Raw genomic sequence first — 24,117 nt, 5'->3', positions numbered from 1 at the left:
TTTGCCCCCTCAAGGACTGACCATGACCGACTTCTTCAAAGGCATCCCGCAGATCAAGTACGAAGGCCCGGATTCGACCAACGAATTCGCCTTCCGCCACTACAACCCCGACGAGATCGTCCTGGGCAAGCGCATGGAAGACCACCTGCGCTTTGCCGTGGCCTATTGGCACTCGCTGGCCTATGAGGGCCACGACCCCTTCGGCGGGCGCACGCTGAACCGCCCCTGGTTCGACGGCGGCATGGAGGCCGCGAAGATGAAGGCCGACGTGGCCTTCGAGCTCTTCGACATCCTGCAGGCGCCCTTCTATTGCTTCCACGACGCCGATGTCCGCCCCGAGGGCGCGACTTTCGCGGAATCCAAGCGCAACCTGGATGAGATCGTCGATTACCTCGCCCAGAAGCAGGCCACCCACAAGACCCAGCTCCTCTGGGGCACGGCCAATATGTTCTCGAACCGCCGCTGGATGGCCGGTGCCGCGACCAACCCGGACCCGGATGTCTATGCCTATGCGGCGGCAAGCGTGAAGGCGAACCTCGATGCCACCCACAAGCTGAACGGCGCGAACTATGTCCTCTGGGGCGGGCGCGAGGGCTATGAGACGCTGCTCAACACCGACATGAAGGCCGAGCGCGCCCATGCCGGCCGCTTCCTGCAGCAGGTGGTCGAATACAAGCACAAGATCGGCTTCAAGGGCCAGATCCTGATCGAGCCCAAGCCGCAAGAGCCCTCCAAGCACCAGTATGACTATGATGTCGCCACGGTTTACGGCTTCCTGAAGGACTTCGGTCTGGAGGGTGAGGTGAAGTGCAACATCGAGACCGGCCATGCTTTCCTCGCGGGTCACTCCTTCGAGCATGAGCTCGCGACGGCGGCGGCCCTGGGGATCCTGGGCTCGATCGACATGAACCGCAACGACCTGCAATCGGGCTGGGACACCGACCAGTTCCCGAACAACGTGCCCGAGACCGCCGTGGCCTATTACGAGATCCTCAAGGCCGGTGGCCTGGGGGCTGGTGGCACCAACTTCGACAGCAAGATCCGCCGTCAGTCCCTGGACGCCGAGGACCTGGTCCTGGGTCATGTCGGCGGCATGGACACCTGCGCCAAGGCTTTGAAGGCAGCGGCGGCTTTGCTGGAATCGGGCGAGCTGGAAGCGGCCCGGGAGGCGCGCTATGCCGGGTGGAAGTCGGAGAAGGCTCAGGCCATGCTGAAGGGCTCGCTGGAAGAGGCCGCCGCGCGGGTGACCGCCGAGGGCCTGGAGCCGCAGCCGAAATCCGGTCGGCAAGAGCGTCTGGAGAATCTCTGGAACCGTTACGTCTGAAGCGGGGTCCGGGAGACATTGCTGGCATGAAATGCCTGCGATGTCTCCCGGAGGAAGCGGGGGTGATGAGCGCCCGGAAAACCTTCCAGTGGAAGGTTTTCAGCGAAGAACGCCGCGCAACGCCTTGCGCGGCTGGCGCGCCCCCCGCACCCCCTGCCCAAAGGGGCCCCCGGGCCCCTTTGGAAACCCCGGATATGTTTGCAAATTCATTCGTTTGACGTTTCTATCGACAAAGGGGGATTTCCCCCGCAACCGTGCTGAACAGCCCGCAAAGGGCGCGGACCTTGGGAGGGGTGGCATGCAACGGCGCAGCTTTTTGACCGGGGGCGTGGCCCTTGCGGTCCTGTCCCTGACCTCTACCGCCTGGGCCGATACGCGCGACGAAGCCGCCAAGCGGGTGCTGAACAACTGGTACAAGCTGGGCTTGGAGCTGGTCAGGCACACGGCCACCATGACGCCCCCGGTCGCCTCGCGCGCGCTGGCGCTGATGGGGATCGGCGCCTATGAGGCCCTGGTGCCCGAGGGGCGGGGCCTCGTCTCGCTGGCAGGCCAGCTGAACGGGCTTCAGACCCTGCCCGACCGGGCTCCGGGCCAGGGCTATGACACGGCCGTCGTGATGAATGGCGTGCTGGAGACGCTGGTCCAGGCGCTGTTCCAGAACACCGGGCCCACGGGCCAGCATGCGACCCAGGTGATGACCGCCAAGATGGCGGAACAGGCGGCCGAGGGGGTCGCGGCCGATGTCGTGGCCGCCAGCCGTTCCGCCGGGGTCGGGCTGGGCCGGGCGATCCTCGACTGGGCCGCCACGGATGGCGGCGCGGTGATCGAGAACCAGGGCTTCCCGAAGGAATGGAAGCCCAAGGGCACGCCCGGCGAATGGCTGCCCACCTCGAAGATCAGCCTGCAACAGGCGCCGCTTCTGCCCAATTGGGGCAACAACCGGCCCTTTGCCATGCCCGCCTCGCTCCCCTGCGGCATCGCGGACCCCACGCCCTATTCCGAGGAACCGGGCTCGCAATTCCACACCGAGGCGCTGCAGGTCTATGAGACCTCCAAGACCCTGACCGAGGAGCAGACCCATATCGCCCGCTTCTGGGCCGATGACGCCATGCTGACCTGGACCCCGCCGGGGCATTGGGTCGCGATCCTGATGCAGGTGGCCGAGGAACGCGGGCTTGACCTGTCGGCCACGGTCGAGGCCCTGGCCCGCATGGGCATCGGCCAGGCCGATGCCTTCATCGCCTGCTGGGCGGCCAAGTACCGCTTCGACACGATCCGGCCGGTGACCTATATCCAGAAGGTGATCGACAAGGCCTGGGTTCCGATCCTGAACACCCCGCCTTTCCCGGAATACCCTTCCGGCCACTCGGTGCAATCGGCAGCCGGAGCCACGGTCCTGACCGCGCTTTTCGGCGAGGACTATGCCTTCGACGACCACTCCCCCACGCCCGATGGCGTGCCGGAACGCAGCTTCGCCAGTTTCTGGGCGGCGGCGGACGAGGCCGGGATATCGCGGCTTTACGGCGGCATCCATTTCATGCCCGCCATCACCGAGGGGCAGAAGCTCGGGCGCTGCGTCGGCCAGTTTGCCGTCGACCTGAAGACCAGGGCCTGAGAGATGCGCAAGTCCCTGGCCCTCACCCTGGTTCTGGCCATGCCTGCCCTGGCCGAACCCGTCGTGCCGCAGTTCCAGGACCAGACGGCGACCTCGGGCGTCGTCCACAGCTATGAGGGCGACTGGCAGTTCATGGTGGGCGGCGGAGTTGCGGCCTTTGACTGTTCGGGCGACAGCTTGCCGGAGCTGTTCTTCGCGGGCGGCACGGCGCCGGCCGCGCTTTACCTGAACGAAAGCAAGCCGGGGGCGCTGAGCTTCCGCGCCCAGGTCGCGGGGCTGGAAGAGACCCGCGTGACCGGCGCCTGGCCCCTGGACATCGACTCCGACGGGGTGATGGACCTCGTGGTGCTGCGCTCGGGCGAGGACCTGGTGATGCGCGGCCTGGGCCAGTGCCGCTTTGAACGCATGAACGAGGCCTGGGGTTTCGAGGGTCGCGACCTCTGGTCCAGCGCCTTTGCCGCGACCTGGGAGAAGGGCGCGGATTGGCCGACGCTCGCCGTGGGGACCTATATCGACCGCAAGGAAGAGGCCTTCCCCTGGGGCTCTTGCACTGAAAACCTGCTTTACCGGCCAAAGGGTCAGGGCTTTGCCGAGCCCTTGGAGCTGCAGCCCAGCTTCTGTGCCCTCTCGATGCTCTTCACCGATTGGAACCTCTCGGGGACCCCCTCTTTGCGGGTGTCCAATGACCGGGAGTATTACAAGGGCGGGACCGAGCAGATGTGGCATGTGCCGCCCGGTGAGGCGCCGAAGCTTTACGGCAAGGAGGAGGGCTGGAAGCCCCTCAAGATATGGGGCATGGGCATTGCCAGCGCCGATGTGAACGGCGACCTTTTCCCCGATTACTACCTGACCTCGATGGCCGATCAGAAGCTGCAAACCCTGGCCGAGGGCCCGGGCAAGCCGGTCTTCAAGGATGTGGCATTCGCGATGAAGGCCACGGCGCACCGGCCCTATACCGGCGGGGACGAGCGGCCCTCGACCGGCTGGCATGCCGAGTTCCAGGACGTGAATGACGACGGCTTCGTCGATCTCTTCGTGGCCAAGGGCAATGTCGAGAAGATGCCGGATTTCGCGCAGAACGACCCGAACAACCTGCTTCTGGGCGGCGAGAAGGGCTTCACCGAGGCGGGGGACCGGGCGGGCGTGGCCTCGATGGCCATGGCGCGGGGGGCTTCGGTCGTGGACCTCGACGGCGATGGGCGACTGGACCTGGTGGTGGCGAACCGCCATTCGGGGGCGGAGCTCTGGCGGAACAAGGGCCTTGGGATCGGGGGCGAGGCACTGGGGCATTGGCTGATGCTGGCGCCGGTGCAAGAGGGCGCCAATCGCGATGCGGTGGGCGGCTGGATCGAGGTCAGGGTCGGGGACCGCGTGCAAAGGCGCGAGCTGACGGTGGGCGGCGGGCAAGGCGGCGGCCAGATCGGCTGGCGTCACTTCGGGATCGGCGCCGAGGCTGCGGCCGAGGTCCGGGTGATCTGGCCCGATGGCAGCGAAGGCCCCTGGGAGAACCTGGCGGCCGACAGCTTCTATCACCTCCCCAAGGGCGGTGCTGCCGTCAAGCGCTGACCCGATGGAGCGGCTGACGCCGCAAGCCTTTCCTGTCGCCTCCGGGCCTTCGCCCTCCGGTTCCGGCCCCAAAGCCCATGGCTTTGGGGCATGCCTCCGGCGGGGATATTTGGGCCAGTGAGAAAGGGCAGGGGCGGCGCCATGGGGCGGGCTCCGGCGCTGAAGACATTTGGAGGTCAGGTCATCACGCGCCGCAGCTCAGCGCCCGGACCACAAGACACCAGAGCGGCACCCCCCCAGCACCCGTCGTCAAACAGGCCTCCGCCGCCAACCGGGCGCCGGGGGAGGTCCGGAGGGGGCTCGCTCCCTCCGGCCGGGGCCGCCGCGCGGGCCGAGGGCTTGCCCGAGGCCCCCCCGCCCCGAAGCGCTACCCTGCGAAATCGGTGATCACCGCCACGCCGGGCGGCATCGGCCCGTCGAAGGCGCGCAGTTCGGCGCTGGCCGCGCTCAAGGCCACCTCACGCGCCACGATGGGGCGGACATCGACCTTGCCCGTCTCGATCAGCGACAAGAGCGAGGGATAGCGCCAGGCCGGCATCCCCCGGCTCGCAAACAGCGAGAGCTGCTTCATATAGACTGCCAGCATATTGACCTCGACCTTCGCCAGGTGCCCGGTCGGCATGCCGATCTGGATATGGCGGCCCAAGGGCCTCAGGCATTCGATCGAGGCATTCAGCGTCTGGGGTATCCCCAGGGCCTCCAGCGAGACATGGGCACCGCCTTTCGTGGCCTCTCGGATCGCGGCCGCCACATCGCTGTCACGGGCATCGAGCGCCAGCTCCGCCCCAAGGCTGCGGGCATGGTCCAGCCGCTCGGGCACCACGTCGACCGCGATGATCCTCGCGCCCAGGGCCCGCGCGATCAGAAGCGCCGAGAGCCCGACGCCCCCGGTGCCATGGATCGCCAGCCACTCCCCCGCCTGCAAGGCCGCGCGCCCGGTCAGCGCGTGATAGGCCGTCGTCACCCGGCAGCCCAGGCCCGCCGCCAGGGCCGGAGAGAGGCTCTCGGGCAAAAGCGTCAGGTTGTGAGACCTCGGGACGGAGATGTATTCCGCATAGGCCCCCGGCTCGCCAAAGCCCGGCACGCGCTGATTGCCGCAGGTCGTCGATTGGCCCGACCGGCACTCGGGGCAATCGCCGCAGGCCAGGATGAAGGGCGCGATGACCCGCTCGCCGACGCGGAACTTGGCCAGGGGCCCGGCCTCGACCACCTCGCCGCAATATTCATGGCCGGGGATGGCGCCGGGCTTCACGCGGGCATGCTCCCCCACCCAGCCATGCCAGTCGCTGCGACAGATGCCACAGGACAGGACCTTGAGGACCACGCCATCGGCCTCGCAGACCGGGTCGGGGACGGTTTCAAGGCTCAGATCGGCGCGGTATTCGCGCAGGACGGCGGCTCGCATCGGACACTCCTTTTGGCCCCAAGCCTAAAGCGGAGCCGCGAAAAGGGAAATCCGGTTTCGACCGGAGAGCTGGGCCAAGGAACTGGGCCCGCGAACCGGGCAAGCGCGGGCCGGACCGTCCGACGGGGCAATCCCCGGGCGGGCCTGGCGCCGGGACAACAGAAAGCCCCCGCGCGGGGGGCTTTCCGTCCTCGCAAGAGGTCGCGGCGCTTCCTGCTTCAGAGGATCTCGACGCGGTAGCTTTCGATGACCGTATTGGCGAGGAGCTTCTCGCACATCGCCTTGACGGTCTCTTCGGCGTTCTCGGTCTCGGCCAGGTCCAGTTCAATCACCTTGCCCTGGCGGACACCATGGACGCCCTCGAAGCCCAGGGTCCCAAGGGCGTGGCGCACGGCCTCGCCCTGCACATCCAGGACGCCGGCTTTCAACATGACGGTGACACGGGCTTTCATCGGGACGGGCCTTTCAAGTAGGGGGGTCAGTTGATCAGGGTGGGTTTGGTCGCATGGGTGACGTTGGAGGGCAGGACCCCCAGGCGCCGCGCCAGCTCGGAATAGACATCGGCCATGGGCCCGGGCTCGGAGGCCGGTGCGCCCTCGGGGCGGCGCAGGTCCCAGAGGCGGCACGAGTCGGCGCTGATCTCGTCGGCCACGATCAGCCGCATGAAGTCGCCATCCCAGATCCGCCCGATCTCCAACCGGAAATCGGCCAGCCGCGTGCCCACGCCCAGCATGACGCCCGAGAGGAAGTCGTTCACCCGCAGGGCCAGCGCGATGATATCGTCAAGGTCCTGCTGGCTGGCCCAGCCAAAGGCGATGATGTGCTCTTCCGAGACCAGGGGCAGGTTCAGCCGCGGGTCCTTGTAGTAATATTCCACGATGGGGCGCGGCAGGGGCGTGCCCTCGGGGATGCCCAAGCGGTTCGAAAGGTCTCCGGCGGCGAAGTTGCGCACCACGACCTGCAGGGGGATGATCTCGGCCTCGCGCACCAATTGCTCGCGCATGTTGATGCGGCGGATGAAATGGGTGGGGACGCCGATGGCATTCAGCCCGGCCATGAAGAATTCCGACAGGCGGTTGTTCAACACGCCCTTGCCCTCGGCCGCAGCCGATTCCTCGGACGAGGGGCCCGGGGCGCCTTCGTCCTTGAAATACTGGATCAGGGTGCCGGGCTCGGGACCTTCGTAAAGGATCTTCGCCTTGCCTTCATAGACCTTCTTGCGCCGTGCCATCTGTATCCCGAAACACCAATGGGGCCCCGACCTGCGGGACCCGTTCGGCTTGGGCTATACGCGATGGGGGGGCGGGCGGCAAGGCAAAGGCGACTTGCGCCCCTGCCCCTTGCAGGAAAGCCCGCGCGCGGGCATATGAGGGTAAACACTCCAACCAAGGGGCCTGATGATGACCACCTTCGACGACCGCGAAAACGCTTTCGAATCCAAGTTCGCCCATGATGCCGAGATGCAGTTCCGGGCCGAGGCGCGGCGCAACAAGCTCGTGGGGCTTTGGGCGGCCGAGCTTCTGGGCAAGTCGGGCGATGATGCGGCCGCCTATGCCGTCGAAGTCGTCAGCGCCGATTTCGAAGAGGCGGGGATCGAGGATGTGGTGCGCAAGGTCGCGGGTGACCTCGCGGGCAAGGCCACGGCCGACCAGGTCCGCGCCAAGATGACCGAGCTGCTGCCGGTCGCCAAGGCCCAGCTGATGAGCGAAGTCTGACAGCGTCGAGGCTCCGGGTCAGGCCCGGAGCCGCCCTGCCCCTGTGGCCCCTGGCGCGACCGGTGGCCCTGATCCAAAGCCGCTCCGGGCCCCGACCCGGAGCCTCCCCCCTCCCCCGGAGACCTGCCATGGACCTTCTGTCGAAACTCCTTTCCGAACGTGACTGGCTTTTGGCCGATGGCGCCACGGGGACCAATCTCTTCAACATGGGGCTCTCGTCGGGCGAACCGCCGGAGTTCTGGAACACGGAAAAGCCCGAGAATATCCTGAAGCTTTACAAGGCGGCGGTGGATGCGGGATCGGATCTCTTCCTGACCAATTCCTTCGGCGGCAATGCGGCGCGGCTGAAGCTGCACCAGGCGCAAGGTCGGGTGCATGAGCTGAACAAGGTGGCGGCGGAGCTGGGCCGCGAGGTGGCCGACAAGGCGGGGCGGCCGGTGGTCGTCGCGGGCTCGGTCGGGCCCACGGGCGAGATTTTCGAGCCCATGGGGACCATGACCCATGAACTGGCGGTGGAGATTTTCACCGAGCAGATGGAAGGCCTGAAGGCGGGCGGCGCGGATGTGGCCTGGATCGAGACCATGTCGGCCTTCGAGGAATATGCCGCCGCCGCCGAAGCGGCCTCGGCAGTCAGTCTGCCCTGGGCGGGCACGATGAGCTTTGACACGGCCGGGCGAACCATGATGGGGATCACCTCGGCTGATCTGGCCAAGCGCGTCGAGGCGATGGTGACGCCGCCCCTGGCCTTTGGGGCCAATTGCGGCGTGGGCGCCTCGGACCTGATGCGGACGGTCCTGGGCTTTGCGGCGACGGGGACCACGCGGCCCCTGATCGCCAAGGGCAATGCCGGGATCCCGAAATATCACGAGGGCCATATCCATTACGACGGCACGCCGGAGCTGATGGGGGAATATGCGGTCCTGGCCCGCGACGCCGGGGTGAAGATCATCGGCGGTTGCTGTGGCACCATGCCCGAGCACCTGGCCTCGATGCGGCATGCTTTGGAGACCAGGCCGAAGGGTTCCCTGCCCACGGCGGAGGAGATTCAGGCGAAGCTTGGGGCTTTCTCCTCGGCCAGCGATGGCACGGATGGCAATGGGCCGGAAAAGCGCGAACGTCGCCGCCGGGGGTAATGCCTTGGCGTGACGGCGCAGGGCTCTGCGTCAGCTTGCGTAGCCCGGGGTATACCCCGGGTTTTTCTTTTCCCTCCCGTTGCGTGCAAGCAAACAGCCTGGCCCGGGCCAAGGGGGCCTCGCTTTTCAAGCTCGGCCCGCGCGGCGGCCCCGGCTGGAGAGGGCGCTGCCCTCTCCAGACCTCTCCCCGGATATTTGGGCAAGAGTGAAAGGGGGGCGGCACGCTGGCCCGATCAGGGGGAAAGCTGCGGGGGGGAAGGCTCAGAGCGGGGGCGGAGCCGGGTGGGGCGGGGGAAGCCGCGCCCGGGTGAAGAGAGGTGCAGGGTGAAGTGGCGGGAAAGGGGCAAGTGGGTCCCAAGTGAAGAGGGGCGCCTGGCAAAGAGGTCGGACTGCTTTCGCGGCCCAGGCAGGCACCTGCCCCGCCGCCTGCGCTACAGGTCAAAGCCCATCTGCGCGCCCTGGGCCAGGGGCGGGCGGAAGAGGTCGGTGCGCAGCGGCGGCAGCTCGGGCGTCAGGCCAAGGCGCTTGATGGCGACCTCGAACCTCTTGCGCATCAGGTCGGCCCAGATCCCCTGACCCTTGAACCTTTGGCCGAAGGCCGCGTCGTAATCCTTGCCGCCATGCAGTTCACGCACCCGGCCCATGACCTTGGCGGCGCGGTCGGGGTAATGCTCGGCCAGCCAAGCCTTGAAAAGCTCTGCGACCTCCAGCGGCAGGCGCAGGTGGATCCAGCTGGCGGCCAGGGCCCCGGCCTCCTTGGCGGCCTGGAGGATGGGCTCCAGCTCGTGATCCGAGAGGCCAGGGATCAGCGGCGAGACCATGACGCGCACCGGCACGCCCGCCTCGGTCAGGCGGCGGATCGTTTGCAGGCGGCGCGCGGGGCGGGGCACGCGGGGCTCCATCCGGCGGGAGAGGGTGTCGTCCAGCGTCGTCACCGTGATGCCGACGCGCAGCAGGCCATCGGCAGCCATGGGGGCGAGGATGTCCAGGTCGCGCTCGATCAGGGTGCCCTTGGTGGTGATGGCCAGGGGATGGCGATGGGCAGAGAGGACCTCCAGCACCTCGCGCATGACGCGATGCTCGGCCTCGATCGGCTGGTAGGGGTCGGTGTTGGTGCCAAGGGCGATCACAGCGGGCTTGTAGCTGCGCGCCCGCAGCTCGCGGTCAAGGACGGCGCCGATGCCGGGGCGGGCGATCAGTTTGGTCTCGAAATCCAGACCCGGCGAGAGGTTCAGGTAAGCATGCGTGGGCCGGGCGAAGCAATAGATGCAGCCATGTTCGCAGCCCCGGTAGGGGTTGATCGAACGGTCGAAGGGGAGGTCGGGGGATTGGTTATAGGTGATGGCCGAACGCGGCGCCTCCAGCCGGACCTCGGTGCGGACGAGGCGCTCGTCATGGGGGATGTCCCAGCCGTCGTCATGGGCCTCCCGCGTGGTGGCCTCATAGCGGCCCGCCGCGTTGCTGGCGGCACCACGGGCGCGGAAGGCTTGGCCGGGGAGGATCGTATCCTTGGACATGGGGCCAGGATAGAACGTTTCAGGAACGCAGCCAAGGGGAAGCGTCAGGAGACCGGCTTCTCGCAGGGGTTCGGGCCCCGCTTGGCCAAGACCATGACCTCGTAGTCCAGCACCAGTCGCCCCGACCGAAAGACCTTGAACCGGTAAGGCCCCGGGTCAAGCGCCTCTCCCTTCTCGGGCTTTCGACCAAACCAGAAGTTGCCATCCGCCGACAAAGGCCTGGACCAGCTGTCGGGCACCCCGTCCTTCGGGCCGGTAATTTCGAAGGTCATCCCCTCGCCCGGGCGGGCGTCCGTAAGCCGGGCCTGGACCCCGATCCCGACATCGGTCGCAGCCGAAACCGCGCCATAGGTGAAAAAGTCATAGGGCTGGTCGTCGACCCCGACCCAACCGCTCTTGACCGAGGGCGCCGGCGCATAGCTGTCAGGCTCTTTGACGCAATAGGCCCCGGCCACCAGGAACCACAGCTGCGTGCCCTGCCAGACCAGGCCCGCCCTGGCCTGCGAGACCCCGAGGCCAAGCGCCACCACCAAGGCCGAAATCACCCGCATGCCGCCTTCCCCCTGAGACCATACCGCCAGCGCCTTGACCTTCTGTCAAGAATCCCGCGCTATGGCAGGGTGAAACCCCCTTGCTGTCGGCTTTCATCCGGGGCATGTCGGTAAGGGAATAGTGCGCGGCCCGCGTTGGCCCCATCACTTGCCAAACGCTTTCAGGAGCAGACCCATGGCCGACGACGACGAAATCATCCTCTCTGAACTCTCCGACGACGAGCTGGTCCTGCAGATGCATGACGACCTCTACGACGGTCTGAAGGAAGAGATCGAAGAGGGCGTGAACATCCTGATCGCGCGCGGCTGGACGCCCTATGACGTCCTGACCAAGGCTCTGGTCGCCGGCATGACCATCGTCGGCGCCGACTTCCGCGACGGCATCCTCTTCGTTCCCGAAGTGCTCTTGGCCGCCAATGCGATGAAGGGCGGGATGCAGATCCTCAAGCCGCTTTTGGTCGAGACCGGCGCGCCCCGCATGGGCAAGATGGTGATCGGCACCGTGAAGGGCGACATCCATGACATCGGCAAGAACCTTGTCGGCATGATGATGGAAGGCGCGGGCTTCGAGGTGAAGGATCTCGGCATCAACAACTCGGTCGAAAGCTACCTGGCCGCGCTGGAAAGCGAGCAGCCCGATATCCTCGGCATGTCGGCGCTTCTGACCACGACGATGCCCTATATGAAGGTCGTGATCGACACGATGAAGGAAAAGGGCCTGCGCGACGACTATATCGTGCTGGTCGGCGGGGCTCCGCTGAACGAAGAGTTCGGCAAGGCCATCGGCGCGGATGCCTATTGCCGTGACGCCGCCGTGGCCGTGGAAACCGCAAAGGCCTTCGTCGCCCGCAAGCACAACCAGCCCAACGTCTGAAGCTCCCCCGGGGTATGCCCCGGGCGACGCAGCGGATGCAGAGCACCAATCCCCGGGCCCCTCGCGCGCCCGGGGTTTTCTTTTGCGCCCGGCGCGGGCATGGTGAGGCGATGGACCCAGATGACCAGACCCTGACGGAAACCGGCCTCGCCCCCAGGGGCGGGCGCGTTCTGGTGCTGGCCTGCGGAGCCCTGGCCCATGAGGTCCTTGCGGTGAAACGGGCCAATGGCTGGGACCATCTCGATCTGCAATGCCTGCCCGCCAAGCTGCATCTTTACCCCGACAAGATCACCTCCGAGGTCGAGAGGGCCGTCAAGGCCGCCAGCCACGAGCGGGTCTTCGTTCTGTATGCTGATTGCGGCACCGGGGGCCAATTGCAGGAAAAGTGCAAGGAATTGGGCGTCGAGATGATCGCGGGACCGCATTGTTATTCGTTTTTTGAAGGCAACGCGACCTTTGCCAAGCTCTCCGAGACCGAGTTCACCGCCTTTTACCTGACCGATTTCCTGGTCCGGCAGTTCGATGCCTTCGTCTGGCGGCCCATGGGGCTCGATCGCCACCCGGAGCTTCGCGACATGTATTTCGGCCATTACACGAAACTGGTCTACCAGGCCCAGACCAATGACCCCGCGCTGGACGCCAAGGCCGAAGATTGCGCCCGCCGCCTGGGCCTGGCCTATGAGCGCCGCTTCACCGGCTATGGCGACCTGGTCCCCTTCCTGGAAAGCGCCGCAAAGTGACGCCCGAGGACCTGCCCAAGCTCTACGCCTCCGCCTTCGGCAAGGGCGATGCCGAGACGGTCGGGACCTGGCTCGCGCCCGATGCCGATGTGGTGACGCTGACAGGCGGCCTGGCGGAGGGCGCCGAAGAGGCCCGCAGCCTGATGCGCTCCGAATTCGCGGGGATCTTCGCCGGGGCCAAGCTGGTCAGCGGCAAGGGGCGGCTTCGCCCGCTCGGCCCCGGTGCCACGATCCTGACCCAGCGCTATGTCGTGGCCGGGGCCCGCGATGAGACGGGCGCCGAGCTCCCCCGCATCGGCTGCCAGCTGACCGCCATGCTGGTCGCCACCCGCGAGGGCTGGCGCGTGGTCAACTGGGCGCTGGTCGCGGTCTGAAGGCGGCGTCTCCGCCGGGGAGATCTGGCAACAGACGAAAGAGACCGCGCAAGGATCGAGGAGCCACGGAAGAGGCCCCATCGCCCGTCTTTCAACTTGGCGCAAACATCCAGCCAGAAGAAACCCGCCATCAGGCCCCCGACACCCCGGCCCTTTCACATTGGCCCAAATATCCACGGGGTTTCCAAAGGGGAGCGTGCTCCCCTTTGGGCGGGGGGCTCGGGGGGCGGCAGCCCCCCGATTGCGGGGGGTGCGGGGGGCTGCAAGCCCCCCGCACCCCCCGTGAGACGGCCATGGCCTGGAAGGCCTTGGCCCGTCTCACGGACCCAAAAGCGCCCGTGCCGCCGCCCGCGCCGCGTCCGAGATCACATCCCCCGCCAGCATCCGGGCAATCTCTTCGACCCGCTCCTCGGGCGAGAGCCCCACGACGGTCGACAACGTCAGCCCATCGGTGACACGCTTCTCGACCCGCCAGTGATGCCCGCCCAAAGCCGCAACCTGGGGCGAGTGGGTGACGACCAGGACCTGCGCGCCCGAGGCCAGGGCGGCCAGGCGCCGCCCCACGGCATCGGCGGTGGCGCCGCCAACCCCGCGGTCGATCTCGTCGAAGATCATCGTCAGCCCCGGCGTCCCGCCGGTCAGGCAGACCTTCAGCGCCAGAAGGAAGCGCGACAATTCCCCGCCCGAGGCGATCTTGTTCAAGGGCCCAGCCGGAGCCCCCGGGTTGGTCGCGACGGTGAAGGTGACCTCGTCCACCCCCTCGGGCCCCGGAGCCGCCTCGGTCACCACGGACCGGAACACCGCGCGTTCCATCTTCAGGGGCGCAAGCTCGGCCGCCATGGCGGCATCGAGCCGCGCAGCAGCCGCCAGGCGCGCGGCCGTCATCGCCCCGGCCCGCGCCGCGTAATCGGCCGCCGCATCCTTCACCGCCTGGCGCAGCTTGATCAAGCCGCGCTCGCCCATGTCCAAGGTCTCCAGCCGCGCCCGCAAACGGTCGGCATGGGGGCCCAGGTCGTCGGGCAGAACCCCATGTTTCCGCGCCAGGGCCCGGATCGCGAAGAGCCGCTCTTCGCAGGCCTCAAGAGCGGAGGGGTTGAAGTCCAGCGCCTGCAAACAGGCCTCGACACCCGATTGCGCCTCTTGCAGCTCGACCATGGCCCGCTCCAAGGCGGCCAGCGGCGCATCCAGCCGCCCCTCCGCCTTGTCCGACACCGCACCCAGCCAGCGCGTCGCGTCCTGGATCGAGGGCTCGGCGCCTTGCGAGAGCACGGCATGGGCCCGGGCGATGTCTTCTCGGATCCGCGCCGCGCCCTGCATCAGGCGGCGTTCGGCATCAAGCCGCGCCTCCTCGCCCGCCTCGGGGTTCAGCTTGTCCAACTCGCCCACCGCGTGGCGCAGCCATTCCTCCTCGGACCGGATCGCGGCGATGCGCGCCTCCGCCTCGGCCAGGGCCGCCTCGGCCACCCGCCGCGCGGTCCAGGCCGCCCGCAAGCCGCCAAGCTCCAGCCCCCCGAACTGGTCCAGAAGCGCCCGATGCCCGCGCGGGTTCAGGAGCCCCCGGTCGTCATGCTGGCCATGCAGCTCGACCAGCACGTCGGACAGGTCGCGCAAGACCTCGCCCGAGACGCGGCGGTCGTTCACCCAGGCCGTCTTGCGGCCATCGGCGGTGTTGACCCGGCGCAGGATCAGCTCGTCCTCGGCCTCGATCCCCGCCGCTTCCAGCACCGCCCGCGCCGCATGACCGGGGGAAAGGTCGAAGACCGCCGTCACCTCGCCCTGCGCCGCGCCCTGGCGGACGATATCCGCCCTGCCCCGCCAGCCCAGGACGAAGCCCAAAGCGTCCAAGAGGATCGACTTCCCTGCCCCGGTCTCGCCGGTCAAGACATTCAGCCCGGGCTGAAAGGCCAGGTCCAGCCGATCGATGATCAGCACATCACGGATTTCAAGCGAGTTGAGCATGTCGACCTGCGGTAGGGTGCGTGATCTCACGCACCTTTACAACCATTCGCCCTTGACCATCTGGCGATAGATCGTCGAGAGCCAGGAGGTCCCCTTGGCCTCGGGCGCAAGACCGTTCTTCTTCAAGAGGTTGAAGGCATCCTGGTAGAAGGGAGAGGCCTGGTAGTTGTAGCCCAGGATCGCCCCGGCCGTCTGCGCCTCGTCGGGCAGGCCAAGGCCGATATAGCATTCCACGATCCGCATCAGCGCCTCGGCCGTATGGGTCGTGGTCTGGTAATCCTGCACCACGGTGCGGAAGCGGTTCAAGGCCGCCGCATAATGCCGCCCCTTGAGGTAATAGCGGCCGATTTCCATTTCCTTGGCCGCCAGGTGGTCGAAGGCCAGGTCGAATTTCAGCATGGCCGACTTGGCATATTCGCTGTCGGGATAGTCCTCGATCACGACGCGCAGCGCCATCAGGGCCTGGAAGGTCAGGCCCTGGTCGCGGCCCACCTCGTCGATCTGATCGTAATAGGACAGGGCCAGGAGGTAATGCGCATAGGCGATATCCTCGCCGGCCGGATAGAAATCGACATAGCGCTGCGCCGCGGCCCTTGCCTCTTCGTATTCGCGGGTCTGGTGCAGCGTATAGGCCTGCATGATCAGCGCGCGCTTGGCATATTCGGAATAGGGGTAAAGCCGCTCGACCTCCTGGAAATAGGGGATCGCGGTCTTGGGGCTGGTCTTGGCGGAAAGCTCGTATTCGCCGCGCTGGAAGATCTCTTCCGCGGTAAATGCCGACAAATCCTGCTGTTGCGGGGTCTTGGGGGCGCAGGCGACCAGAAGCGCCAGACCCAAGGCCATTCCCAGACCCTTTGCCGCCCCTGCCCCAAACCCTGCCATCACCGTGCCAAATCCCGAAACCCCGGGGACCTTTGTCCCCCTGCTTTGCCCCGTCCTAGCATAGAAAAATGGCGGGCGCAAAATGGCTTTCGCGCTTCAGGCAAGCCAGTGCAAGTCGCCGCGATGCACGCCAACCCCGGGAAGCTTGCCCCGGACGAAGGCATCGCAATCATCCCGCTCGACCGCGCCCTCGGCGGCAAAGAGCGCGCGAAGCAGGCGGTTGGTCATCGCATGGCCCGCGCGGTTGCCGGTATAGCGCGCCAGAAGCGGGGCGCCCGCCAGCGCCAGGTCGCCAAGCGCGTCCAGCATCTTGTGGCGGACGGGTTCATCGGCATGGCGCAGGCCACCCGGAGACAGGATCTCTGCCCCGTCGAAGACCACCGCATTGTCCAGGGTGCCGCCCAGGGCCAGGCCACGCTCGCGCATCGCCTGGACATCGGACTGGCGGCAGAAGGTGCGGCTGTCGCAAAGCTCGCGCACGAAGGCGCCATTGGCCATGTTCAGCGCCCGGGTCTGCGTGCCGATCGCTTCGTCGGCAAAGTCGATGCGGAAGTCGATCTCCAGCATGGAGGCCGGTTCCAGCCGGGCCCAGGCCGCACCGTCGCGGACCTCGACCGGACGCAGCACCCGCAAGGTGCGCGAGGGAGCGGGATGGGCGGTCAGGCCCTTTTCCAGGATGCCCGCAACGAAGGGCGCGGCAGAGCCGTCCATGATCGGAACCTCGGGACCGTCGATCTCGATCTCGACATTCCAGATCGCAAGGCCCGCCAGCGCCGCCATGATATGCTCGATGGTCGAGACCGAGACCCCGTCCTCATTCGCGATCAGGGTGCAAAGCGACGAGGGCACGACCGCATCCCAACGGGCCGGAACCACCGGGTCCAGATCGGCAACATCGGTCCGACGAAAGCGGACGCCGCTGTCGGGGGCGGCGGGGTGCAGGACCATGCGGACGGGTTGGCCCGAATGCAGGCCGACACCGTCGAAACTCACCGATGATTTCACCGTATTCTGCACGTTGCGCCTGCCGTTAACCAAATCTTGTGGCCAAGGCGGATTCGTCCTCCATGGCTTGGAATTTGTTTAGGATGCAGACGCAGCAGAGACAACTCACCAATTATGACGGCATGTAACAGCGCCTGATTTTTGCCAGACATGGTCAGAATTGAAACAAAACCGGGGCGCCTGGGCGCCCCGGTGTAACAATCCGTGAGGAGTGTTTCAGTTCGCCTGACGGCGGAGGAAGGCCGGAATTTCCATCCGGTCCTGGTCGGTTGCGGGCTCGTTTTCCTCGTCATAGGCCGAGACTTGCGGCTGCTGACGCGCAGGCGCCGCCTCGGCATGAGAGCCTGCCATCCGGTTGATCAAGCCGCCGATGCCGAAGCGCGGGCGCTCGGCCACGGGCTTGGCGGCGGGTTTCGGCGCGGGCGCCGCGGGACGGGCAGCCGCAGCAGGCGCCGCCGGGGTCTTGGAGACGGCGGCCTGCAGACGCGCCATGGCCTCGGGCGAGGGCGTGCCCATGGCGCGCGGACGCGGGGCGATGTAGCTGGAGGCATCGGGCTCGCGGGCGGCGACGGGGCGCTGCTCGGGGGCGGGGCGATAGGCGGGCGCGGGCATCTCGTCCAGTTCCTCGACCGGCTCGGGCGCGCGGAAGCTGGCCTGCTCGGGCTCGAAGGCCGGGGCGGGCGCCGGGGCGGGTTGCGCCACCGGTTGGGTCAGTGTCATCGGCTCGGGCGCGGGACGGGCGGCGGCGGGCTTCAGCGTCTCGCCCATCGGACGGCGGGCGACCGGGGTCTCGGCCTTGGCGGTCTTGAGGTCGATGCCGGTGGCGACGACCGAGACGCGCAGCGTGCCTTCCATCGTCGGGTCCAAGGTGGAGCCCACAATGATATTGGCGTCGGGATCGACCTTTTCGCGGATGATATTGGCCGCTTCGTCCAGTTCGAACAGCGTCAGGTCATAGCCGCCGGTGATGTTGATCAGCACACCCTTGGCGCCGTTCAGCGAGATTTCATCGAGGAGCGGGTTGGCAATCGCCTTCTCGGCCGCCTGAACCGCGCGGTCCTGGCCCGAAGCCTCACCGGTGCCCATCATCGCCTTGCCCATCTCGTCCATCACGGCGCGCACGTCCGCGAAGTCGAGGTTGATCAGGCCGGGGCGGACCATCAGATCGGTCACGCCCTTTACGCCTTGATACAGAACGTCATCAGCCATGGCGAAGGCTTCGGTGAAGGTGGTGCGCTCATTGGCCAGACGGAAGAGGTTCTGGTTCGGGATCACGATCAGCGTATCGACGACCTTTTGCAGGGCCTCGATGCCCTCTTCGGCCTGGCGCATCCGCTTGTTGCCCTCGAACTGGAAGGGCTTGGTCACGACGCCGACGGTCAGCACGCCCAGCTCACGCGCCGCCTGCGCGATGATCGGCGCCGCCCCGGTCCCGGTGCCGCCGCCCATGCCAGCGGTGATGAAGCACATATGCGCGCCGGCCAGGTGGTCAACGATCTGCTCGATCGACTCCTCTGCCGCCGCTGCGCCGACCGAGGGGCGGGCGCCCGCGCCCAGACCCTCGGTGACTTTCAGCCCGATCTGGATCTTGTGACCCGAGCGGCTTTGCTGCAGCGCCTGGGCATCGGTATTGGCCACGACGAATTCGACGCCTTCGAGGTTCTTTTCGATCATGTTATTGACCGCATTGCCCCCGGCACCGCCGACCCCAAAGACCGTGATGCGCGGCTTCAGGTCTTCATGCACTGCATCGACTGTCAAATTCAAAGCCATGGTCCGTGTCCCGCCGTTTCTTTGCCACCACCGCTGTATCGCGGCTTCACCTGGTTACCTGGCGCCCGCCTGAACATGGCAAACGCTTCATTATCCGTGATTCTACCGAAAGCGCCGCCCAAGGTCACGAAAAAACATCGCTAACCCCACAAAATATGGGGAATGGCGCCGAAAGGCCCCCGCGATCTCGGATGGACCACAGCCCTTAGCGGTTACCAGTTGTCCTTGAACCATTTCAGCGCCCTTTTCAGCGACCGCGCCGGGTAGCGTTCCGACGGAATGGAGAAGTCCCACCACTCGTCTTGCGGATGGGCGGCGAAAAGGCAAAGCCCCACGGTGGAGGCGAAAGAGGCCCCCGTGGCGGCCTGCGGCAGGCCCTGGACGCGCAGGGGCCGCCCCATGCGGACCCTCTGCCCCAGAATGCGCGAGGCCAGCCCGTCCAGCCCCGGGATCTGGCTTGCGCCGCCCGTCAGGACGATCTGCTGCGAGGGCAGGCTTTCGAACCCCGCCGCGACCAGACGCTCGGCCACCTGTTCGAGGATCTCTTCGACGCGCGGCCGGATGATGCCGATGAGCTCCGTCCGGCTGATCTGGCGGCGGTCCTTCTCCCAGTCGCCGCTATCCCCGCCGATCTCGATCATCTCGCGGTCGTCCATCGAGGTCGCATGAACCCCGCCATGCTTGGTCTTGATCCGCTCGGCCACGGCGAAGGGCACTTGCAGCCCCTGCGCGATGTCAGAGGTCACATGGTCGCCCCCCAGACGCACGGAATCCGCGAAGATCATGTGCTTCTTCCAGAAGAAGCTCAGCCCCGTCGATCCGCCGCCCATGTCGACACAGGCCGAACCCAGCTCCCGCTCATCCTCGACCAGGGCCGAAATCCCCGAGACATAGGCCGAGGAGGCGATCCCGGCGAGTTCCAGGTCACAGCGCTTGATGCAGTGCATCAGGTTCTGCACCACGGCGGCATCGACAGACAGCAAATGCATGTCACAGGCCAGGCGGTTGCCGATCTGGTCGCGCGGATCGCCAAGCCCCGAGCGGTGATCCAGCGCAAAGTTCACCGGCTGGGCATGAACGACCTCGCGGCCCTCGCCGATATCGGGCAGGTCGCAGGCCGCAAGCACCCGGCCCACGTCGCTGTCCTTGACCACGCCGTCCTCCAGCGCGATTTCCCCGGCCAGGCCATAGCTGCGCGGCTCCCCGCCCGAGAAGCAGGCGATGCAATGGTCCACCCGCACATTGGCCATCTTCTGCGCGGCCTGAACGGCGGTGCGGATCGCCCGCTCCGTCTCGTTCATCGCGCTGATTTCCCCAAACCGCACCCCGCGCGACTTCGTCGTCGCCGCCCCGATGACCCGGAAATTCGACTGCCCCGCCATGGAGCCCACGCCATCGCCCTCGGCCTGTTCCTCCAGCCCGTCGAAGCGCAGGATCAGGCAGGCGATCTTCGAGGTCCCCACGTCCAGGATGGCCACGACACCGCGTTGCAGGGCGGCGCGGCGCATGTTCCGCATGGCACGTTGCATCTGGTAAAGATCGGTCATTGCTGGGGCTCCGGGGCAGTGGCCTGCGTGCGCAGGACGTCAAGGGCATAGGGGGTAAGGCGAAGGACCGGGCGGTCCGGGTTGCGCATGTCGACCGCAATCAGGTCGCGCGAGAGAATGTCTTCGGCATGATCGAGGCTGGCCAAGGCCTGAACGGCGGCCACCGGATCATGGGCGGGCAAAAGGATGCGCTGGTCGCGGTCCAGGACGATGTCCCAGCGCCGTTCCGACAGGCGCACGAGGCCCCGGATGCGCTTGGCCCAAGGGCTGGCCGCCAGGATCGCCTGGGCCTCGGGGATGGCCTTGTCGGCGCCCTGACCAGCCACCAGGGGCAGGTCGGCGCGGTCCGCGCGCTCGGCAAGTCCCGCGATGCGGTGGCCCGTGGCGTCCAGCATCATCAGCCCCGCCTCGGACCGCCAGACCCAGGCTGGCGTCCGCTCGGTGATCTGCAATTCCAGCACATTGCCCGCGCCCAGCCGCACGACGGCCGATTGCACCGCATCCAGCCGCTCGGCCTGTTCGCGGATCGCATCAAGGTCCAGGTCCAGCGAGCTTTGCGGCAGCTTCACATCCAGCCGCGCCCGCACCGCATCGGCCAGTTCGGGCGAGGCGCCGGTGATCGACAGAAGCTCGACCATGAAGATCGGGCTCTCGGCCACTGATCCCCGCAGGGCGCCGAACATCTCCGCCGCCCCGGCCCGCCGCGCCGCATCGGACAGGTAAATCCCGCCCACCAGCACGACGACGAAGACCGGCAGGCCAATGCGCATCCCCGCCCGGAACATGGGCGTCAGCCAAAGCCGCTGCATCCGGTAGGCCCAACGGGACGGGGCCGGATCGCGACGCAGAGGCAGGGCGCGGCCTAGCGATTGCACGAAGCATCCTCCACCAGCCAGGCGCAAAGCGCGGGGAAGGAGATGCCGCAATGCGCGGCCTGTTCAGGGGCAAGCGATGTGGGCGTCATGCCGGGCTGGGTGTTGGTCTCCAAGAGGATCAGGCCATCGAGGCCCCTGCTTTCGTCCCAGCGCATGTCGGTGCGTGACAGACCCCGGCAGCCCAGGGCGCGATGGGCCCGCAAGGCGTAGTCGAGACAAGCCGCCGCGATCTCCTCCGGGATTTCGGCCGGCACCACATGGCGCGAGCCCCCCGGCGCATATTTCGCGTCGTAATCATACCAGCCCGAGGTGATGATATCCGTCACCGTCAGCGCCCGGTCGCCCAGGACCGCCACGGTCAGCTCCCGCCCCGGCGCATAGGTCTCGACCATGACCTCCTCGGGCATGGTCTCGGCCAGACGCGGCGCGTTGGCGCCCTCGCGGACGATATAGATGCCGACCGAAGAGCCCTCGTTGTTGGGCTTCACGACGTAGGGCACCGGCAGGATATGGCGCTCCGCCACCTCTTCCCGCTTGGCGATGACCGAGGTGACAACCGGCAGACCCGCCGCGACAAAGGCCGCCTTGGCCGAGGTCTTGTCCATGGCCAGCGCCGAGGCCCGGACGCCCGAATGGGTATAGGGAATGGCCATCCACTCCAAAAGCCCCTGGACGCAGCCATCCTCACCCCAGCGGCCATGCAAAGCATTGAAAACGACGGCAGGCTTCAGGTCGGCCAAACGCGCCGCCAGATCGCGGCCCGCATCCAGGGTGACCACGTCATATCCCGCATCCCGCAGCGCCTGGGCACATTGCGCGCCCGATGACAAAGAGACCTCTCGTTCCGCCGAGAGCCCGCCCATCAATACCGCCACGGGCCCTGTTTTCAGGTGTCCCGCCATTCGACTGCCTCAACCCGGTCTTTGCCGGTTCTTATTTTGGCGTATGGTTACCCACACGCATGATTTCCCACTCTAGCGTGATCCCGCTGGTTTGGAAAACCCTTTTTCGGACCTCTTCGCCAAGTTTTTCAAGGTCATCCGCCGTGGCGCCGCCCGCGTTGATCAGGAAGTTGGAATGCATGGTGGACATCTGCGCCCCTCCGATCCTGGCGCCGCGCATCCCCGCGTCATCGATCAGCTTCCAGGCCTTCAGCTCATGGGTATCATCGGCCTTGCCGGTCGAGGAAAACCCGGCCGGGTTGCGGAACGTGCTCCCCGCGCTCCGCTCCTTGGTGGGCTGAGAGGCATCGCGCTTGGCGATCTGCTCGACCATCCGCACCTCCAAGGCCGCCGGATCGCCCGATGGGGCCTCAAACGTCGCCCCGATGATCACCCAACCCTCCGGCAGGCTGCTTTGCCGATAGGCGAGCCCAAGGTCGGAAGCCGGGATCGTCACGACCTCGCCCTGACGCGTCACGGCGCGCACCTCGACCAGGTGGTCCTTGACATAAGACCCATAGCAGCCCGCATTCATCCGCACCGCCCCGCCGATAGAGCCCGGAATGGTGCGCAGGAAAGTGAGGTCCACCCCCGCCTCCGCCGCCCTCCGCGCCACATGCGCATCCAGCGCCGCAGCCCCCGCCGTCACCCGGCTGCCCTGAACGGAAATCCCATTGAACCCCCGCCCAAGCCTGATGACGACGCCCCTCAGCCCCCCATCCCGCACGATCAGGTTCGACCCCACCCCCATCGGAAAGACCGGAACCTCCGGCGCAAGGTCGCGCAGGAAAGCGGCCAAATCCGCCTCATCCTCCGGCTGATAAAGCCACTGAGCAGGCCCCCCAACCCGCAGCCAGGTCAGCTCCGAAAGCGCGCGGTCAGCGGTGAGAGTGCCACGGGTGGCGGGGAGTTCAGTCATAGGGGCCTCCGGGTTGCGGAGGTCTTATGGCGGAAACTGCAGAGGGCGGGAAGGGGGTTAGGGGCGGGAGGGGACGTCTGCGCCATCATCAACGACGCCAGATCTGTGACGGCGGTTGCGGGCATCCAACGCCAGGATTGCGAGGTAGGATTTTTGGGAATAGACAAATCAGCGGCTCATTAAATACCCGATCTCTGCGGGCAATGTATTGGTGAAGGGATTGTCCGGATCTGTTCGATATTTCTTGAGGTCATTTACCCACCCCAACACCGCCTCCACCTTCCCCTCGGTCACCGGCTCCTCCGTCACCGCCAGAGTCACCGCCTTCAGCCGCACCCCTGGCCCGAAGGGAGCGGAAAGGTCATCCGGGTCCACAAGGGCCACGGTCTTTGGGTCGGCGATGTCGGTGAAGGTGACCATCAGCGGCCAGGCCTTGGGCGGAAGGGGGACCGGCGGCTTGCCGCGTTGCGCCTCGACGCTGCGCATATTCTCCTCAAAGACCGTGCCCGGACCGCCCAGCCCATAGGCCGCGTCTGCCCAGCCAAGAGCCCCGGTTAGCAAGACGAAAAGATACCGCCCCGGGGCGATTTCGACCACCACCGCCTCGCCCGTCAGCCGACTCTCGACCCCGCCGCCATCGGGCAAGAGCCCGTCGAACCCGTCCACCTCGACCGCCGTCACCGAGGCACCGGAAACCTCGCCCATCGGGGTCTGAACCGTCACTGTCAGCTTCTGGTGCCAGCCGAAATGCTGCGTGCAACCCGCCAAAGCCACAAATGCAAAGAGAAGAGCCACAGTCGCGCTTCGGAGCTTCATTCCAGTCGCCCGCCAAGCGAAGTCGCCACTTTCGGCTTGTCCCCTGCCCGCCTCACCCGATCCTCCCGCCCGTCATCCACCTGACCCCACACCTCAACGGCCAGCGCAGGATACTCCCCGCCGCCAGGGCAAAGACCGCGACCGCGCCCCAGCCTTGGCTTACCCAAAGCCAGGCCACCACCGGCACCGCAAGAGCCATCAACCCATAAGCCGCCCGCCAATGGTAATCGCGCGAGGGGAACATGCTCAGCACCTGGGCCAGCACGACCCAAAGACAGCCCGCCACGATGCTCATGAGCCCCTCCGTGGGTCGACCACCGGCAGACCCAGTGCCTTGCGGGTGAAATAGATCAGCGGTCGCCGGAACATCGAGCCAAAGGCCAGAAGGAAGGCCAGCCCGATCACCGCGCCCGCCTCGTGAAACCCCCAGGCGATCAGCACCGGAGCACTCGCCAGCAGCACCAGCCCCGGCACCATCTGCCGCCGCATCGGGAGCAAAGCCGTCAACGTCGCCAGCATCACCCAGATCACACCGCACAGGATCAAAGCCATGGCTCACCTCCGCCCCCTGCATGCCCTCCTCCGA

The 24,117-nt window shown here is 66.8% G+C and carries 24 protein-coding genes; 8 read left to right on the top strand and 16 right to left on the bottom strand.

Going from position 1 to position 24,117, the window contains the following annotated elements; translation table 11 throughout:
- Positions 1-22 precede the first annotated feature (22 nt).
- From xylA to GV832_RS05665, 3 genes are all read left to right on the top strand, one after another.
- Complete coding sequence (gene xylA / locus GV832_RS05675; protein WP_168773864.1) at positions 23-1,324, top strand: xylose isomerase; 1,302 nt, start codon at positions 23-25, stop codon at positions 1,322-1,324.
- A 298-nt stretch (positions 1,325-1,622) separates the two neighbouring features.
- Positions 1,623-2,939 (top strand): vanadium-dependent haloperoxidase, encoded by a 1,317-nt coding sequence (locus tag GV832_RS05670; RefSeq protein ID WP_168773863.1) that lies wholly within the window; start codon positions 1,623-1,625, stop codon positions 2,937-2,939.
- A 3-nt stretch (positions 2,940-2,942) separates the two neighbouring features.
- Entirely contained in the window at positions 2,943-4,505 is a 1,563-nt protein-coding gene (locus tag GV832_RS05665; RefSeq protein WP_168773862.1) for a CRTAC1 family protein, read from the top strand.
- Between the two features lie 367 nt (positions 4,506-4,872).
- On the opposite strand, the gene GV832_RS05660 is transcribed toward GV832_RS05665, so the two are convergent.
- From GV832_RS05660 to GV832_RS05650, 3 genes are all read right to left on the bottom strand, one after another.
- The gene (locus GV832_RS05660) at positions 4,873-5,910 is read right to left on the bottom strand and encodes a zinc-dependent alcohol dehydrogenase family protein (protein ID WP_168773861.1); all 1,038 of its coding nucleotides are present in this window, start codon (positions 5,908-5,910) and stop codon (positions 4,873-4,875) included.
- 218 nt (positions 5,911-6,128) lie between these two features.
- Positions 6,129-6,362, bottom strand: a complete 234-nt coding sequence (gene purS / locus GV832_RS05655; protein WP_168773860.1) for a phosphoribosylformylglycinamidine synthase subunit PurS — start codon at positions 6,360-6,362, stop codon at positions 6,129-6,131.
- A 26-nt stretch (positions 6,363-6,388) separates the two neighbouring features.
- Positions 6,389-7,141, bottom strand: coding sequence for a phosphoribosylaminoimidazolesuccinocarboxamide synthase (locus GV832_RS05650; RefSeq protein ID WP_168773859.1), 753 nt, complete (start codon positions 7,139-7,141; stop codon positions 6,389-6,391).
- Between the two features lie 169 nt (positions 7,142-7,310).
- Here GV832_RS05650 and GV832_RS05645 point away from each other — a divergent pair, with 169 nt between their 5' ends.
- Together GV832_RS05645 and bmt are read left to right on the top strand one after the other, a co-directional pair.
- Positions 7,311-7,625 carry a DUF1476 domain-containing protein gene (locus GV832_RS05645; RefSeq protein WP_168773966.1) on the top strand — a complete coding sequence of 105 codons (315 nt, stop codon included), beginning with the start codon at positions 7,311-7,313 and terminating at the stop codon, positions 7,623-7,625.
- Positions 7,626-7,753: 128 nt separating this feature from the next.
- On the top strand, positions 7,754-8,758 hold the full coding sequence (bmt, locus tag GV832_RS05640; protein WP_168773858.1) for a betaine--homocysteine S-methyltransferase: 1,005 nt from the start codon (positions 7,754-7,756) through the stop codon (positions 8,756-8,758).
- A gap of 431 nt (positions 8,759-9,189) precedes the next feature.
- Here bmt and GV832_RS05635 read toward each other — a convergent pair whose 3' ends face one another.
- Both GV832_RS05635 and GV832_RS05630 read right to left on the bottom strand, forming a co-directional pair.
- A complete protein-coding gene (locus tag GV832_RS05635; protein ID WP_168773857.1) occupies positions 9,190-10,275 on the bottom strand; it encodes a PA0069 family radical SAM protein in 1,086 nt (361 codons plus the stop codon).
- Positions 10,276-10,319: 44 nt separating this feature from the next.
- A complete protein-coding gene (locus GV832_RS05630; protein WP_168773856.1) occupies positions 10,320-10,826 on the bottom strand; it encodes a hypothetical protein in 507 nt (168 codons plus the stop codon).
- A gap of 175 nt (positions 10,827-11,001) precedes the next feature.
- On the opposite strand from GV832_RS05630, the gene GV832_RS05625 reads away from it, so the two are divergent.
- The 3 genes from GV832_RS05625 (at position 11,002) to GV832_RS05615 (ending at position 12,814) form a co-directional block, all read left to right on the top strand.
- Entirely contained in the window at positions 11,002-11,700 is a 699-nt protein-coding gene (locus GV832_RS05625) for a corrinoid protein (protein WP_168773855.1), read from the top strand.
- Between the two features lie 110 nt (positions 11,701-11,810).
- Positions 11,811-12,440, top strand: a complete 630-nt coding sequence (locus GV832_RS05620; RefSeq protein ID WP_168773854.1) for a DUF1638 domain-containing protein — start codon at positions 11,811-11,813, stop codon at positions 12,438-12,440.
- Positions 12,437-12,814 (top strand): nuclear transport factor 2 family protein, encoded by a 378-nt coding sequence (locus GV832_RS05615; protein ID WP_168773853.1) that lies wholly within the window; start codon positions 12,437-12,439, stop codon positions 12,812-12,814. The genes GV832_RS05620 and GV832_RS05615 overlap by 4 nt, the downstream gene beginning before the upstream one ends.
- Before the next feature lie 318 nt (positions 12,815-13,132).
- Here the strand turns inward: GV832_RS05615 and recN are convergent, their stop codons facing one another.
- The 11 genes from recN to GV832_RS05560 all read right to left on the bottom strand — a co-directional run bounded on the left by recN (position 13,133) and on the right by GV832_RS05560 (position 24,083).
- Positions 13,133-14,773, bottom strand: a complete 1,641-nt coding sequence (recN, locus tag GV832_RS05610) for a DNA repair protein RecN (protein WP_168773852.1) — start codon at positions 14,771-14,773, stop codon at positions 13,133-13,135.
- 36 nt (positions 14,774-14,809) lie between these two features.
- On the bottom strand, positions 14,810-15,655 hold the full coding sequence (locus GV832_RS05605; protein WP_168773851.1) for an outer membrane protein assembly factor BamD: 846 nt from the start codon (positions 15,653-15,655) through the stop codon (positions 14,810-14,812).
- 96 nt (positions 15,656-15,751) lie between these two features.
- Positions 15,752-16,672, bottom strand: a complete 921-nt coding sequence (gene lpxC, locus GV832_RS05600; protein WP_168773850.1) for a UDP-3-O-acyl-N-acetylglucosamine deacetylase — start codon at positions 16,670-16,672, stop codon at positions 15,752-15,754.
- Between the two features lie 204 nt (positions 16,673-16,876).
- Entirely contained in the window at positions 16,877-18,433 is a 1,557-nt protein-coding gene (gene ftsZ, locus GV832_RS05595; protein WP_168773849.1) for a cell division protein FtsZ, read from the bottom strand.
- 212 nt (positions 18,434-18,645) lie between these two features.
- Positions 18,646-19,980 (bottom strand): cell division protein FtsA, encoded by a 1,335-nt coding sequence (gene ftsA, locus GV832_RS05590; RefSeq protein ID WP_168773848.1) that lies wholly within the window; start codon positions 19,978-19,980, stop codon positions 18,646-18,648.
- Complete coding sequence (locus tag GV832_RS05585; RefSeq protein ID WP_354001926.1) at positions 19,977-20,855, bottom strand: cell division protein FtsQ/DivIB; 879 nt, start codon at positions 20,853-20,855, stop codon at positions 19,977-19,979. Before GV832_RS05585 ends, ftsA begins: the two co-directional genes overlap by 4 nt.
- A complete protein-coding gene (locus GV832_RS05580) occupies positions 20,843-21,757 on the bottom strand; it encodes a D-alanine--D-alanine ligase (RefSeq protein WP_227754255.1) in 915 nt (304 codons plus the stop codon). Before GV832_RS05580 ends, GV832_RS05585 begins: the two co-directional genes overlap by 13 nt.
- Before the next feature lie 31 nt (positions 21,758-21,788).
- Entirely contained in the window at positions 21,789-22,715 is a 927-nt protein-coding gene (murB, locus tag GV832_RS05575; protein WP_168773846.1) for a UDP-N-acetylmuramate dehydrogenase, read from the bottom strand.
- A 168-nt stretch (positions 22,716-22,883) separates the two neighbouring features.
- The gene (locus GV832_RS05570; protein WP_168773845.1) at positions 22,884-23,531 is read right to left on the bottom strand and encodes a hypothetical protein; all 648 of its coding nucleotides are present in this window, start codon (positions 23,529-23,531) and stop codon (positions 22,884-22,886) included.
- 52 nt (positions 23,532-23,583) lie between these two features.
- Positions 23,584-23,826 (bottom strand): DUF2484 family protein, encoded by a 243-nt coding sequence (locus GV832_RS05565; protein ID WP_168773844.1) that lies wholly within the window; start codon positions 23,824-23,826, stop codon positions 23,584-23,586.
- Positions 23,823-24,083 (bottom strand): DUF2484 family protein, encoded by a 261-nt coding sequence (locus tag GV832_RS05560; RefSeq protein ID WP_168773843.1) that lies wholly within the window; start codon positions 24,081-24,083, stop codon positions 23,823-23,825. The genes GV832_RS05565 and GV832_RS05560 overlap by 4 nt, the downstream gene beginning before the upstream one ends.
- Between the last annotated feature and the right edge of the window lie 34 nt (positions 24,084-24,117).

Source organism: Stagnihabitans tardus, assembly GCF_009925085.1.
Lineage (GTDB): Bacteria > Pseudomonadota > Alphaproteobacteria > Rhodobacterales > Rhodobacteraceae > Stagnihabitans > Stagnihabitans tardus.
Note: the sequence above shows the minus strand (reverse complement) of the source record. Positions and strands in the feature narration are given on the sequence as shown.

Bases quoted from the DNA above. Each gene is read 5' to 3' on its own strand.
- GV832_RS05565 (WP_168773844.1), bottom strand. From the start codon at position 23,826: ATGAGCATCGTGGCGGGCTGTCTTTGGGTCGTGCTGGCCCAGGTGCTG.
- bmt (WP_168773858.1), top strand. From the start codon at position 7,754: ATGGACCTTCTGTCGAAACTCCTTTCCGAACGTGACTGGCTTTTGGCC.
- purS (WP_168773860.1), bottom strand. From the start codon at position 6,362: ATGAAAGCCCGTGTCACCGTCATGTTGAAAGCCGGCGTCCTGGATGTG.
- GV832_RS05650 (WP_168773859.1), bottom strand. From the start codon at position 7,141: ATGGCACGGCGCAAGAAGGTCTATGAAGGCAAGGCGAAGATCCTTTAC.
- xylA (WP_168773864.1), top strand. From the start codon at position 23: ATGACCGACTTCTTCAAAGGCATCCCGCAGATCAAGTACGAAGGCCCG.
- GV832_RS05620 (WP_168773854.1), top strand. From the start codon at position 11,811: ATGGACCCAGATGACCAGACCCTGACGGAAACCGGCCTCGCCCCCAGG.
- GV832_RS05665 (WP_168773862.1), top strand. From the start codon at position 2,943: ATGCGCAAGTCCCTGGCCCTCACCCTGGTTCTGGCCATGCCTGCCCTG.
- GV832_RS05645 (WP_168773966.1), top strand. From the start codon at position 7,311: ATGACCACCTTCGACGACCGCGAAAACGCTTTCGAATCCAAGTTCGCC.
- ftsZ (WP_168773849.1), bottom strand. From the start codon at position 18,433: ATGGCTTTGAATTTGACAGTCGATGCAGTGCATGAAGACCTGAAGCCG.
- recN (WP_168773852.1), bottom strand. From the start codon at position 14,773: ATGCTCAACTCGCTTGAAATCCGTGATGTGCTGATCATCGATCGGCTG.
- GV832_RS05605 (WP_168773851.1), bottom strand. From the start codon at position 15,655: ATGGCAGGGTTTGGGGCAGGGGCGGCAAAGGGTCTGGGAATGGCCTTG.
- GV832_RS05670 (WP_168773863.1), top strand. From the start codon at position 1,623: ATGCAACGGCGCAGCTTTTTGACCGGGGGCGTGGCCCTTGCGGTCCTG.
- GV832_RS05580 (WP_227754255.1), bottom strand. From the start codon at position 21,757: ATGGCGGGACACCTGAAAACAGGGCCCGTGGCGGTATTGATGGGCGGG.
- GV832_RS05625 (WP_168773855.1), top strand. From the start codon at position 11,002: ATGGCCGACGACGACGAAATCATCCTCTCTGAACTCTCCGACGACGAG.
- GV832_RS05660 (WP_168773861.1), bottom strand. From the start codon at position 5,910: ATGCGAGCCGCCGTCCTGCGCGAATACCGCGCCGATCTGAGCCTTGAA.
- GV832_RS05635 (WP_168773857.1), bottom strand. From the start codon at position 10,275: ATGTCCAAGGATACGATCCTCCCCGGCCAAGCCTTCCGCGCCCGTGGT.
- GV832_RS05560 (WP_168773843.1), bottom strand. From the start codon at position 24,083: ATGGCTTTGATCCTGTGCGGTGTGATCTGGGTGATGCTGGCGACGTTG.
- GV832_RS05570 (WP_168773845.1), bottom strand. From the start codon at position 23,531: ATGAAGCTCCGAAGCGCGACTGTGGCTCTTCTCTTTGCATTTGTGGCT.
- ftsA (WP_168773848.1), bottom strand. From the start codon at position 19,980: ATGACCGATCTTTACCAGATGCAACGTGCCATGCGGAACATGCGCCGC.
- GV832_RS05630 (WP_168773856.1), bottom strand. From the start codon at position 10,826: ATGCGGGTGATTTCGGCCTTGGTGGTGGCGCTTGGCCTCGGGGTCTCG.
- murB (WP_168773846.1), bottom strand. From the start codon at position 22,715: ATGACTGAACTCCCCGCCACCCGTGGCACTCTCACCGCTGACCGCGCG.